This window comes from Acinetobacter sp. YH12226, assembly GCF_013417805.1.
Taxonomy (GTDB): Bacteria; Pseudomonadota; Gammaproteobacteria; order Pseudomonadales; family Moraxellaceae; genus Acinetobacter.
Window position 1 is genome coordinate 122345 of sequence record NZ_VPDG01000001.1, and the last position, 13729, is coordinate 136073.

General features: G+C 43.2%; 12 protein-coding genes. 4 read left to right on the forward strand and 8 right to left on the reverse strand.

Translation table 11 applies throughout. The annotated features are described in order from the left end of the window. The 3 genes from rbtA to cxpE form a co-directional block, all read right to left on the reverse strand. Window positions 1–1800: a rhombotarget A gene (gene rbtA, locus FTV08_RS00615; RefSeq protein WP_180086234.1), complete on the reverse strand. Its 1800-nt coding sequence runs from the start codon at window positions 1798–1800 to the stop codon at window positions 1–3. A gap of 120 nt (window positions 1801–1920) precedes the next feature. Next, window positions 1921–2625, reverse strand: coding sequence for a DnaA regulatory inactivator Hda (gene hda, locus FTV08_RS00620; protein WP_004645685.1), 705 nt, complete (start codon window positions 2623–2625; stop codon window positions 1921–1923). Window positions 2626–2639: 14 nt separating this feature from the next. Further along, window positions 2640–3860: a chloramphenicol efflux transporter CxpE gene (gene cxpE, locus FTV08_RS00625; RefSeq protein ID WP_004645686.1), complete on the reverse strand. Its 1221-nt coding sequence runs from the start codon at window positions 3858–3860 to the stop codon at window positions 2640–2642. A gap of 135 nt (window positions 3861–3995) precedes the next feature. On the opposite strand from cxpE, the gene purM reads away from it, so the two are divergent. Next, complete coding sequence (gene purM, locus FTV08_RS00630; RefSeq protein ID WP_004645687.1) at window positions 3996–5066, forward strand: phosphoribosylformylglycinamidine cyclo-ligase; 1071 nt, start codon at window positions 3996–3998, stop codon at window positions 5064–5066. A 6-nt stretch (window positions 5067–5072) separates the two neighbouring features. After that, entirely contained in the window at window positions 5073–5702 is a 630-nt protein-coding gene (gene purN / locus FTV08_RS00635; RefSeq protein WP_044108829.1) for a phosphoribosylglycinamide formyltransferase, read from the forward strand. 64 nt (window positions 5703–5766) lie between these two features. On the opposite strand, the gene FTV08_RS00640 is transcribed toward purN, so the two are convergent. Beyond that, the gene (locus tag FTV08_RS00640) at window positions 5767–6570 is read right to left on the reverse strand and encodes an alpha/beta fold hydrolase (RefSeq protein ID WP_005252462.1); all 804 of its coding nucleotides are present in this window, start codon (window positions 6568–6570) and stop codon (window positions 5767–5769) included. Further along, the gene (sppA, locus tag FTV08_RS00645; RefSeq protein WP_180086236.1) at window positions 6567–7589 is read right to left on the reverse strand and encodes a signal peptide peptidase SppA; all 1023 of its coding nucleotides are present in this window, start codon (window positions 7587–7589) and stop codon (window positions 6567–6569) included. Before sppA ends, FTV08_RS00640 begins: the two co-directional genes overlap by 4 nt. 125 nt (window positions 7590–7714) lie before the next feature. Between sppA and FTV08_RS00650 the strand changes: the two genes are divergently transcribed. Continuing rightward, a complete protein-coding gene (locus FTV08_RS00650; protein ID WP_005263498.1) occupies window positions 7715–8689 on the forward strand; it encodes a lysophospholipid acyltransferase family protein in 975 nt (324 codons plus the stop codon). On the opposite strand, the gene FTV08_RS00655 is transcribed toward FTV08_RS00650, so the two are convergent. The 3 genes from FTV08_RS00655 to FTV08_RS00665 all read right to left on the reverse strand — a co-directional run bounded on the left by FTV08_RS00655 (window position 8678) and on the right by FTV08_RS00665 (window position 13135). After that, window positions 8678–11140, reverse strand: a complete 2463-nt coding sequence (locus FTV08_RS00655; RefSeq protein ID WP_180086239.1) for a DNA internalization-related competence protein ComEC/Rec2 — start codon at window positions 11138–11140, stop codon at window positions 8678–8680. The genes FTV08_RS00650 and FTV08_RS00655 overlap by 12 nt on opposite strands. 83 nt (window positions 11141–11223) lie before the next feature. Then, entirely contained in the window at window positions 11224–11907 is a 684-nt protein-coding gene (gene lolD, locus FTV08_RS00660) for a lipoprotein-releasing ABC transporter ATP-binding protein LolD (RefSeq protein ID WP_004645694.1), read from the reverse strand. Then, window positions 11900–13135, reverse strand: coding sequence for a lipoprotein-releasing ABC transporter permease subunit (locus tag FTV08_RS00665; RefSeq protein WP_004645695.1), 1236 nt, complete (start codon window positions 13133–13135; stop codon window positions 11900–11902). Before FTV08_RS00665 ends, lolD begins: the two co-directional genes overlap by 8 nt. Window positions 13136–13161: 26 nt before the next feature. Between FTV08_RS00665 and FTV08_RS00670 the strand changes: the two genes are divergently transcribed. Further along, a complete protein-coding gene (locus FTV08_RS00670; RefSeq protein ID WP_180086241.1) occupies window positions 13162–13725 on the forward strand; it encodes a PilZ domain-containing protein in 564 nt (187 codons plus the stop codon). The last annotated feature ends 4 nt before the right edge of the window (window positions 13726–13729 follow it).

Genomic DNA, 13729 nt, shown 5'->3' on the forward strand with positions numbered 1-13729 from the left:
TTAATCTTTTAATCCACGGCGTAAACCTATTAATCCGAGTAAAATCAGTAGCCCACCACCACCCCATGAGCCGCCTGAAGTTTTGACTGCTTTGTCTTCCATTTCATTTTTTGGCTCCTGAACAATTTGAGTAGTAATAGTCAAATAAGGTTTACTTTTATTAAACCGTGTCGATGAGGTCACCACTTGTAGTTCGAAAATATCTGCTCCATGCCAGGTAGAATCCGGGGTATAAGCGACATTGCCATGAATATCGATGATTGTTTTACCCTTGGAAGCTGTTTTGGTTTGTACCACTTTCAAACAGCCATCTTGCCAAGGCTCCCCCGTCGGATTCTGACCAACAATGGCATTACACTGTTCTTTTGGAATTAAATCACTATCTCCCAGATAAGATTCAATTGAAAACTTGGCAATTTCACCCTTTAACAGATCTTCTCCCACCAGACTGCCTGAGATTGGTATCGTGATTTCAACAGCACCACGATCACAAAACAGATTATCCATCAAACGGTTGATCCCGCGCTGATCTGCCGCTTCACATGCTACCGTTGGATTTGCTAAACTCAATCCTGTGCCTCTATTCACAATCGGTGATTCACTCACAAGGATATAGTTCAACAAAATTCGTGGGCGCATATAACCGAGAAATTGTCCTTTAGGAACGCTATATGGACAAAGTATGGCATTATTATTTTCTTGTAGGGTCTGACAAATACCTTCACTTTTATCTGAGGATTCAGCAAAAAGTCGTGTACCATTCCAGAACTGGTTCGGCGCGACGGCATCCCCTACACCACACGAGGCTGTCAGCAGATTATTTTGCGACACAGACTTATCACCAGTGATAATTTGGCAATCCTGTGTACCATTTCTTAAAATAATACTATTCGCTACATAAGCTCTTCCATACGGTGCATGGATATTTAAAGCAGTATTTTCATTGTCAACTATGGTGAGATTATTCAATCCCATCCCGTCCAGGACATTAATAAATACACCCTTATTTTTTAGTATCGTACTACTTAATACCTCCCCACTAATACCTTGATCTTTACTGGAGTCAGCAAACTGTCCCGCGCTATAAATATTGGTCGCGGAATTATCCAGTGTCTGATTATTTTTAAGTACACTTTGATAAATGAGGAAAGCAGGTAGCTCGCTATACAGGATCCCGCCTCGTTGGGCTTTATTATTTTCGATCAGACTATTTTTAATTTGTGCACGGCTTGTTAAGTTCTGACCAAACTTGCCAGCATTATAAATTGCCCCACCCAAGTTGGCAGCAGCATTAAATAGACGGTTATATTCTAGAATTAGCTGACCTTTATTATAAATTAGGCCACCTTGTTCAGCACAATTGGTTTTACCACAGCCTTCAAGATCCAGTTCTTTCAAATTTAACTGAACCAGTGTATCTGTACTGTTGATCCGAAAAAGATTATCGATACCTTTCATTTGAATATGAGCATTATGCAAGCCTAATGCTTTTTCATCCGTACTGAATTCGCCATCACTTTCTGCGACCGCACGGATAGTAAGAGATTTTTTAATCTCGATATGCTGGTTCAACACATAGGTATTCTTTTCTTTTAAAATAATGGTACTGGATGAGTTCTCCCCACCACACCCCATAAAACCTATTTTGGCTAAGCCACGGTTAACATACTCAACAGCTTCTCGAAGTGAACATTCCTTGTCATCTTTTTCAATATCTTCTGTAGTGGTTACAATAATATCTGCACTATACGCTTGCCCCGCTATACATAGCAAAGCTATGCCTATGCTCTTCTTGAGCATAACCTTCTCCTTAATTTTTATTTCTTTCTTTTTCTTCTAAAGTTGCAGAATCCTTGCAACAGCGAATTATTTTGCCTTACTGTGTCATAGACTGAGTAATTACTCAAGAATTTTTATGATTTACCGATATTCGTCAATCAAGGCATATATCTGCCGCAAATTAGCATTGCTAACTTTTAACTTTTCCCCTTTAAGTAGTTGAATAATCTGCTCTAATCTTTGAAGCAGCACTGAAGTTTGATGTGGCCCATGGCTGAGTAAATAGTCAAAGATTTGAGGGTCTAAATGGATCCCACGACGATCGAGTACCGAGGAAACCAGCGCATAGCGATCAGCATACAAACTGCCACTCGGAACACGGGTACTGACCGCCTGCGTGAGACGGGATTGTAAATCTGGCAATTCGAGTTTGAGTTCGATAGGTGCAAAACGTGACGAAAACACCAACTGCCCACCACCTTCATTATTATAATTAATCAAGTGGAATACTGCGCGTTGCCAATGGGGTACGCCACTAATCGCTTCGATATCATCAAGTGCTACCAGATCAAAACGATCTAGAGAAGTAATCGCCTCAGTCGGTGCATCTAAAAGCTCAAGCAAAGATACCTGAATTGCAGATTTACCTACTTCCAGATAAGAGTCACAGATGGCAGACAACAAATGACTTTTACCTGTACCGGCTCCCCCATAGACATAAAATTGGTTGATCAGGCCTGCATGTAATTGACGGACAGCATCAATGACATGCCCCCAACCCGGCCCTGAAAAATCACTGATTCGGGCATCGAGCTGAGGTTCTATATCTAACTGCAATTGACGCATACGATTTTGTGGCCTTATGAGTCTTTACGATGTGGATCGTGAATTTTACTTGAGTTCTCCTCTGCTTGCAGCGGTTTTTTCTGTGGCTTTTTCATTTCAATATCAACATCTAAGTCTGCTGTTTCAATATTGATTGAACCTGTAGAGGCATCTTGTATGATAACAGCCCGATCACCATAAAATGGCGTATGTTCATAATACTCACGGATATGCCGCAGCAGTACCACAATCACGGCTGCCACCGGTAAGGCAATCAGCATGCCCAAGAAACCGGCCAGTTGTGCACCTGCCAGAACTGCAAACACTACAGCTACAGGAGAAAGACCGATTTTATCACCTAGCAAGAACGGTTGCAGAATATAGCCTTCGACGGCCTGCCCGACCATAAAGACAATCCCGACCAATACCAGTTGCCACCAGTCGATTCCAAATTGGAAAAAGGTTGCAATGACTGCGGCAATAATTCCAACCGCAAAACCAAGATACGGAATGATACTGCACAATCCGGCAATCATCCCAATGATCAAGCCAATCTCTAGGCCAATCAGTTGCAGTCCCACTGCATAGACTACGCCCAGCAGAACCATGACCAGGAACTGACCTTTAACAAAGGCACCTAACACACTATGACATTCACTCACAATAGTTAAGGTTGTTTTTTCATAAGGACGGGGAATTAGACGGCGTAAGCTGTCTAACATACGATCCCAATCCAGCAAGAAATAAAAGGCAATAATCGGAATCAGGACAATCGTGCCACCAATCTGGATAAAGTTCAGACCAGATTGTGCCAGTTTCAGCAGCATTGCCTGAATACTGTCAGCACTATAATTGGTCTGGACATAGTCCATTACTACTGAGGAAATCTGGTCAGTATCGATCTCCATCGGAACCAGATTAAAGCTATCGGAAAGCCAAGGTAGGAACGTGTAATTGATCCAGTGAATCCCGGCCGGAATGCTATCACGCGCATACATCAGCTGCTGCCAGACTAGTGGCACCAGATACCACATCACCAATGTAACCACGATCCCAATCCCGATAAATACGATACTGATCGAGAGCCATCGAGCCAGCCCAATGCGGTGCAAAACATTAACCAAGGGGCTAAATAAATAAGCAATTAGAAAAGCTGCAACAAAAGGAACTACAACTGGTTTAAGCAGATATAAAACCCAAAGTATCAATGCTATACCAGCAAGTATAAGAATGCGCCGTAAAGTACGATCGACCATAGAATCTTGCCTTTTCTCTATTAATCATTCTAAAAATTAAAATATTTTAATAAAGATAGCATTTTAGGCCACAAATACCATAAGAGTTTTACATATTCAGGTTATAATCGCACCCGCGAATGCGGAGACTTCATTATGAGCAACTCAACTTCTACCCCAAACACTGGTTTAAGCTACAAAGATGCAGGTGTCGACATTGAGGCGGGCGACGCGTTAGTCGATCGTATCAAATCTGTCGCTAAGCGTACCTCACGTCCCGAAGTTATGGGCGGTCTAGGTGGCTTTGGTGCACTTTGTAAAATTCCTAAAGGTTATGAAGAACCTGTTCTCGTATCTGGCACAGATGGTGTTGGTACAAAATTACGTCTGGCACTGAATTTGAACCGTCATGACACAATTGGTCAAGACCTGGTTGCAATGTGCGTGAATGACCTTCTTGTCTGTGGTGCTGAGCCACTGTTCTTCCTTGATTATTATGCAACTGGTCACTTAAATGTTGATGTTGCTGCAAATGTAGTCACTGGTATTGGCGCTGGTTGTGAACTTGCTGGCTGTGCATTAGTTGGCGGTGAAACTGCTGAAATGCCAGGCATGTATGAAGGCGAAGATTACGATCTTGCAGGTTTCTGTGTCGGTGTTGTTGAGCAAAGCAAAATTATTGATGGCTCTAAAGTCAAAGCGGGTGACGTTTTAATTGGTGTAGCTTCTTCAGGTGCGCACTCAAACGGCTACTCACTGCTTCGTAAAATTTTAGACGTGAAAAACGTTGATCTAAATCAAATCGTGGATGGTCGCCCACTTGCAGATGCTGCAATGGAACCAACACGCATTTATGTGAAACCAATTCTTGAACTGTTAAAACACGTTGATGTGCATGCGATGGCACACATCACTGGTGGTGGTTTACCAGGCAACTTACCTCGCGTACTTCCAAACGGTGCTCAAGCGTTGGTAAATGAATCTTCTTGGGAATGGCCTGAACTATTCAAGCTTCTACAACGTGAAGGCGGTGTAGAACAGTTTGAAATGTATCGTACTTTCAACTGTGGCGTCGGTATGGTGCTGGTTGTTGATGCAGCTGATGCAGACAAAACCGTTGAATTACTCAACCAGCTCGGCGAAAAAGCATGGGCAATGGGTCAGATTCAAGACAATGCTGAATCGGTTGCAGGTGCAGACGAAAAAATTCGTGTGATCTTCGCGTAATTTCGCATGATTAAAATTGCTGTACTTGTTTCAGGTAGTGGATCAAATCTGCAAGCCTTGATTGATGCCAATCTTTCAGGGCAAATTGTGGGCGTAATTTCCAATAAACCTGAAGCTTTTGCTTTATCGCGTGCACAACACGCAGGCATTCAGACTGCAGTTATTGAACACAAGCAATATCCAAGTCGTGAAGCTTTTGATGATGTGATGCATCAACAGCTTTTGGACTGGGATGTGGATCTGGTCGTGCTTGCCGGCTTTATGCGAATTTTAAGTGAAAAATTTGTGAAAGCCTGGGAAGGAAAAATGTTGAATATTCATCCTTCCCTGCTGCCTAATTATAAAGGCATGCATACGCATCAGCGTGTACTCAATACCGGTGATGTTCTGCACGGTTGTACGGTGCATTATGTTACGGCTGAACTGGATGCAGGCCAAGCGCTTGCCCAAGGTGTTCTCAAGGTTTCTCATCATGATACGGTAGAAAGTTTGGCAACACGTGTGCATAGCCTCGAGCATGTGATCTATCCACAAGTCGTAGAATGGATTTGTAGCGGAACGATTCAACATACTAAAGATGGTGTGTTATATCGAAATGAGAAAATGCAAGCGCCTGTTCAATTCTGCAAGTTCTAAAAAAATTTAGATATAAAAAAACGCATCCTCGGATGCGTTTTTTATTTCCAATATATTCAATAATTCAAGCAGACTGTTGCTGAATCAGCTGTTTGACCAAGCCAGCTACTTGATCAGGTTGTTCCAATGGGAACATATGTCCACCATCCACCACGGTAAAAGGAATACCAAATTTCTTTTGCACTTGCTGCGGGAACTTGCGGGCCAGAAATGGACCTTTCTTAGCCACAACTAAATGCACAGGAATTTTGGGTTTTGCCTGAGGCAACCACCATAGTGACGGATTGGTTCTAAAGACTGCGACCTCATCCATTTTAGGAATAGTGAGTTCTACCCCACCCCGGATGGGATCATCCTGCAAGGCATGGTCAATATAAGCTTGGAAGCAATCTGCATCAAAATCCTGATAAAAACCTTTAGGGCGCAGCAATTCAGCGGCTTGTTCACGTGAATTCCAATGGTCACGACGGCGTTTGGACAGACCGGCCGGAGACATTTTATCCAATGCTTTTAAGCGAAAAGTTTTCGCAATATGCAAGGCAAAGGCTTCTTTGCCCATAATCATCGGCGGGTCCAGCATGATCATTTGTGAAAACAGTTCCGGACGCTGCAAAGCCGCTTGCAGAGTTAACACGGACCCCAAAGAATGCCCCAGACCAATGACAGGTCGCCCATGTGACTGGCGCACAATACTGTCAATCACTTGCTGGGTCAGGCTTTTCCAGTGGTTATCAACCGGATAACGTTTATCCGGCCCCAAAAGGGGCACATAGATAATATCGTAATCATCTTGCAATCCATCAAACAGCTTTTGATAGACTTTGGATGGCACGCCATTGGCGTGCGCGAAATGAATCAATGGTTTCATTGCAGTGTTGTACTATTTTCTGACTGAAGCTTCTGTGCAACCGAAGAAGCAATTCCATCCCCAATCGATGAACCCATACGACCCAACACGGATTCAAATGGACTATATTCAATAGTGTAATTCAACGCTTTTTCAGTTTTCAATTCACGTTTTAAAGTATTTAAACCACCGATACGATCCGCAATCCCTAATTTCACTGCCTGATCACCGGTCCAGAACAAGCCAGAGAAAATGGCAGGATCATTGGATTTCAACTTAGCCCCACGTCCCTGTTTCACTGCATTAATAAAGTGACCATGCACATTATCCAGCACACCCTGTACGTGGGCTTTTTGCGCAGGATCAACCGGCTGAGTCATAGACAGCAAAGCTTTATTTTCACCTGAAGTCATGGTGCGATCTTCAACACCTAATTTTTGCAATAGATTAGTCACACCATAATTCGGCATGATCACCCCAATTGAACCGACCAAGCTCGATGGATTGACAATAATTTCATCCGCAGCTGAAGCAATATAATAAGCACCTGAAGCACCAGTATCGCCAATCACGGCATACAATTTTTTCCCAGAATGCTGTTTTTTCAGATACTGAATTTCTTGCCAGATTTCATCGGACTGTACCGGTGAACCGCCAGGTGAGTTGATATTCAGCACCACTGCTTTACTTTGTTTATTTTCAAAGGCTTTTTTCAATGATTTGATGGTATTGCTACTGTTGACGCTCTGCTTGTCGGCTGCAATCGTACCCACAATATCCACGACTGCGATATGCGAACCCGCAGCAGCGCTAGCATCTGAAGAAACTGAACTACAGCTTTTGCCTAATGCCAAAATGACAACAAGCAGATAAGCAAAAGTCAGAAATTTAAAGAAAATTCCCCAACGGCGTGCACGGCGCTGTTCTTCTACCGAAGCTAAAACTGCTTTTTCAAGCAATTTCCATTCCGGACCAGTCGGTTGAACTGGCTGTTGCGTATTTTGTATTTGATTTTCAGGTTTTGGTGGCCAATCGGACATAAATAATCCAATAAATTGATTTATATTGAATCCATTATATACACTGAATCGGGTAATTCTGTCTAAACAAAACGTTTTCGCCTATAATAAATTTTGTTCTCTTTTTTTGTACTTAGACGAAATCAATGACGAAACAGGGCTCACGGAATTCAGCTTACGGATTACTCAAATACATTAGCCGCCAACCGCTTCCGGTTTCTCGCTGGATGGCCCGTATTCTGGCCTTTATTGTGAACAGTTTTAAAGTCACTAAAACTTCGGAAGTCATTCGTCTCAACCTTGAAATCAGTCTTTCAGAACTGTCTAATCAGGAACGTGAACAGATTAACCGTGCTGCGGTTCGCAATGAATTAATGTCATATTTCGAGTTCTTTACTATTTGGGGCTCAAGCAATCAGAAAAATCTTAAACGCGTTCATCGCGTTATTGGCGAAGATCTACTTCATGATGCCATTGCACAAAATAAAGGCCTCGTGTTAATCGTGCCGCATTTTGGTACCTGGGAAATTATGAATGCCTATATTGCCCAGTTCACTTCAATGACCATTATGTATAAACCTGTGAAAAATCAGGCTGCAGATCAATTTGTACGGGCTGCCCGTAGCCGGGAACAGGCGCATCTGGTACCGACCGATGAATCTGGCGTTCGTCAGATTTTTAAGGCCTTAAAACAAGGCGGCACTACGGTCATCCTGCCGGATCATACCCCGAATATCGGTGGTGAATATATTCCCTATTTCGGCGTGCCTTTGGCCACGAGTAATTTGAGTGCTAAACTGATTCAAAAGACCAAAGCGCGTGCCCTGTTTTTATATGCCTTGCGTAATACTGATGATGGATTCGATATCTTTATCGAAACGGTTGATGAAAAAATTTATAGTGGCAATGCCAATCAAGGCACGCAAGTCATTATCAATAGTATTGAAAATTTAATTCGTCGCCATCCGGAACATTATCACTGGAGTTATAAACGTTTTAATGCGCATCAAGACTTAGGAAATCTCTATAAACTTGAACATGAACAAGCCCTGAACAAAGTAAATGCGTTGAGAACACAAGAACTACATGAAGTTTCGCCCATATTGGAATCAGTCACTTAAAGGCTGACGATACAACCACTGCCATCCATGTCGTTCGGCAGAAAGCACCAGTTTTGAGCCTTGTTGCTGGAAGTGCACACTCCCCTGTTCTGCCGTGGTCAATAATGGAATATTAAGAGCTTTTAACCGTTGCTGCGTCAGTTGGCTCGGGTGGCCATAACGGTTAAATTTCCCAGCCGAGGCAATCGTCAATTTAGGTCGCAAAACTTCTAAAAATTGATAGGCTGAACTGTGCTGACTGCCATGATGGCCGAGTACCAGTACATCGACTTTAAGTTCCGGATAATTTTGGAGTAACTGATATTCAGTTTCCCAACCCGCATCCCCCATCAGTAAAAATTTTTGATACGGTCCGGCATTTTTAACTTGCAGATATATCACACAAGATCGGTCGTTTTTATTGAAGTTTGGCGTATTTAACTGCTGCTGCCGAGGTGCCAGAATTTTAAAGTTAATCGTCTCAGACCATTGCCATTGCTGTCCTGCATAACAAAACTGAAAGCTTGAAGAAGCAGCTGTTTCAGGCATCTGATTGGATGACACTTGTCGGATGTTTAGTTGATCTTTAATGCTGTGATATGCACCGCTATGGTCCTGATCCAGATGGGTCAAAATCAGTTGATCCAGTTCTCCAACACCTTGCACAGACAAAAATGGCATAATCACTTGCCGACCAATACTGAATTTTTCTTCATTATAATAACCGCCCATATCGATCATCATGCTCTTTTGCCCTTCCCGAATGAAGATGGCCTGTCCCTGCCCGACATCCAGAACAGACAGCTGAAATGCATGCTGATTAAGTTGAGGAATGCACAGTGGTAAACAGGCAAGTGCTGTCCAGCTTTTGGGCACTAAGCCACGCGGCAAAAAGACAATTAATAAGCCCAAAATACATAGAGCAATCATCCAGACATTCATGGCCACAGGAATCAGTTGCGGTGCAAACAGCCGATCAAGCAGATTCAAAAATGCCAGCAGTATATGAATAAAAATATCATTGAGCTGAAACAACAGACTCGAAAGTGGTTCAGAAATGAAAAATAATAAAGCCGCCAGAATATCTACGGGAACTATCAGCAGGCCAATCCACGGGATGGCTACCAGGTTGCTTAGCGGGGTAATCCAAGCCACCTGCTTAAAAAACAGCATCATTAAGGGAAACAGGGCCAGAAAAATTTTCCACTGCGACTCCACTAAAACTTTCATTGCAAAATACAGCAGTTGTAATGCTGTTTGTATTGTTTGATTCGGTTGCTGCTGAATGGTTTGATAGATTCGCAGCAAGACAAAACAGGCTCCATAAGACAGCCAGAATGCGGCCGACAAAATGCTAAAAGGATCAAAGAGCAATAATAAGGCAGCACTTAAAATCAGCAGTTTTAATGGCTGCACACTTTGCCTGAGCAGCAAGGTTAAAGTTACAATCACACAAATCAGTAAAGTGCGTAGCGCCGGAATCTCAAAACCGACAAAGGCACAATACAGTAATACACATAACAAAAAAGGCAGACTCAAAAAATACTGCCTTGGCCATTTCAGATAAATCTGCGGTGCGTACCTTGAAATCAGATATTGCAAGGTGCCACAGACGATAAAGGCAAAGATCAGGACATGCGGTCCGGAAATCGCCAGCAAATGACTCATGCCAAAACGCTGGAATTGCTGTTCCGTCGCTTGATCCAAGAGACTTTCATCACCACTTAATAGAGCCAGTAACAAGCCTTTCTGCTGTACGGGTTGTCTGGCCACAAACTCTCTTAAGGTCAGTCGCTGCTGTTCTACCCAAAGCAAAAATCGCTGATTCAAATTTTTCTGCTGACGTAGATATTTAGCATGACCTAGTGCATAGAGTTGTTGCGGTTGCAACTCTTGGATATGTTTAATCCTAAACCCGGCCATAACATTTTGCTGCAAGGCCCATTTTTCTGCATCAAAAGCACCCGGTGTCGCATAACTATGGTTAGGTCGAATCTGGCCTTGTAATAAATAATAGTGTCCCAGTTCAAGAGTCTGCTGTTTGGTTACATCATTTCCTAAACTGGATATGACAGGATCTGAAACTGGCAGAAAACCCATCCACTTAACTGTAGTGCCATCAGGGTTAAGCACATGCAGGGCTTGCTGGATATTCTGATCGCCCAGTTTATTCAGCTCTTTGATATAGACTACGATTTTTTTTTCAGAGACCTCGTGCTCTCGTTTGGATAAACGTTCAGCCAATTGCAGATTGGCATAAGCATGACCTAAAAAAACTCCCAAAAGCAGGCTTGATCCAGTGATCAACAAGCTTCGCAGCGGTGTATTCGAAATGAACTTTAATTTATGGCAACCCATATACCACAACAGCGCAACGATCAAAACTACCGTCCCGCTCAGTTGAACAGACAGGAAACTTTTCCCCATACAGGCAAGGCCTAAAATCCAGCCGATACACAGCCACTGCAACATTGAATCTTATTCTTTATTATTATTTTGCCCAATAATAAAGCCCACCGGAGTGAGCTTCAATCAAATGCGAATATTCTCGTTATTTATGGTTCAATCCAGAGACCATCCTGCATATGTAAAATCCGGTCTGCAGCATGGGCCAGCTGTTCATCATGCGTCACAATCAGCATCGCCATATTGAACTCACGTTGTAATTCGGTCAGCAGTTCAAAAATCTTTGCTGCAGTCTTGCGATCCAGATTTCCGGTCGGTTCATCGGCCATCATCAGTTTAGGTTTACCCACCACTGCACGCGCCAAGGCTACACGCTGACGTTCACCTCCGGATAATTCACCCGGCTTGTGAGTCAGACGATGGGAAAGACCAACACGCTCCAGCAAATACTCAGCCTGCTGTTTGGCTTCCTTGAATTTCATGTTGTCGCGTAACATCAGTGGCATGGCCACATTTTCCAGTGCCGTAAATTCTGGCAACAGGTGATGAAACTGATAAACAAAGCCCAAATGCTCATTCCGCACATAACCGCGTTCTGCTTCAGACAAGGTATCAAAACGGCGGCCATTCACCATGACCTGACCTGACGTCGGGCGATCCAATCCACCCAAAACATGCAATAAGGTACTTTTGCCTGAACCACTTGAACCTACAATCGAAACAAACTCACCTGCTTTCACCTGTAGCGACAAGCCGCGAATCACATCGACAGTGGCTTTACCATCGGTAAAGGACTTGTGAATATTCTGGGCATCTAAAATCAGATTACTCATAACGCAAAGCCTCTGCCGGTTGAATTTTTGCTGCACGTAAGGCGGGGTAAATCGTCGCGACAAAACTAAGGGCCAGTGACAAGCCTACAATCACCAAAACATCTTGCCAGCGCAGATACGAAGGTAAGTAGTTAATAAAATAGGCATCAAACATATTCAGTCCTAAAGTATTGTTGAGCCAGCCAATAAAGCTACTGATACTGGTTGCCGCAATAATCCCGAGGATGGCCCCTGCACAAGTTCCAATCACCCCAATCACGGTACCTTGCACCATAAAGATTTTGGTAATGGTGGCAGGTGAAGCCCCCAAAGTCCTTAAAATGGCAATGTCCGATTTTTTATCCGTCACCACCATCACCAGTGAAGACACAATATTAAATGCCGCGACTAGAACGATCAGGAATAAAAGCAGGCTGACCATGGCTTTTTCCATCTGAATCGCGCTGAACAGATTACCATGGGTATAAGTCCAGTCCGAAGCATAGAAATTCCCCGGCAAATCACGCACAATTTCCTGAGACACTTGTGGTGCCAGGAAAATATCATCCAGCTTCATACGCACACCCTGCGCACCATCCGGTAGACGCAGCAAGGTCGAGGCATCATTTAAAGCGATATAACCCATCATCGAGTCAACTTCAGCACCAATACTGAAGATTCCCACCACTTTAAAACGCTTGAAACGCGGGACGACACCAGCTGGTGATGGGGTGGCTTCTGGCAAAACCAGAGTAATATTGTCATTTAAACCCACACCCATGGCATCGGTCATTTGCTTGCCCAAAACAATACCAAATTCACCTTTTTTCAGGCTGTCGATACTGCCCTCAACCATATGGTTTTGTATAATTGAAACTTTTTTCTCATACTCGGGTTCAATCCCGCTGACCATAATGCCGGCGACCTGACCCTGTGCGGTCAGCATGCCTTGTAATTGAGTAAAAGGTGCGACTCCCTGAACATGCTCATGCCCTTCAATTTGCTTTGCAAGTTCTGGCCAATTTGTTAAAATTTGTGTTGAGGAAACAGTCGCTTGAGGTATCATTCCTAAGACACGATTCTTTAACTCTCGGTCAAAACCATTCATCACAGACAACACTGTAATGAGGACTGCCACACCGAGTGTGAGGCCGATCATTGAGACCAACGCAATAAAAGAAATGAAGTGGTTACTACGCCGTGCGCGAGTATATTTCAACCCTATATACAGCGAGATTGGTTTAAACATAACCATCTAGTCCGAGGTAATAAATTATGGAAAATGTACAGCATCCAAACGGATTCACGGAAAGACGCGTTATGTCTCGAATCGATGCTGCCTTACGAATTAATTATCAGATTATTTCCGATGATGTTGCCTTAAATGATCCTTATGACTCTAACTTTGTCTTGCCCCGCTATTTTCTACTACTTGCAGAACTAGATCAATTTGATCACGCGGTTAACTACGAATTAGAACAATTATCTGAAAAAGATCAACAAATTGCTCGAATCTTATCCTTATTCAACCAAAAATTAAACCTTATTACCGGATCTTTGTATGACGCAATTGTACAAAGCATGTTACCTGTACCGGAGCAGGTGAACTTTTCAGAAACCGGTTTTAGCTTCTTTAGTGACCGCCCGATCACGGAAGGCACCTATCTGCACGTGACTTTAAGCCACCCGGAAAATTTCTTCCATATTGCCGCAACCGCTCAGGTTGCTTATAGCCGTGAAGAAGAAAATAATAAATTCCGGACCGGTGCCTATTTTATTACCATGCATCCACAGGACCGAGTCAAACTGGGTGAATGTGTCAAAGCCGACTTTGCTTAAATCA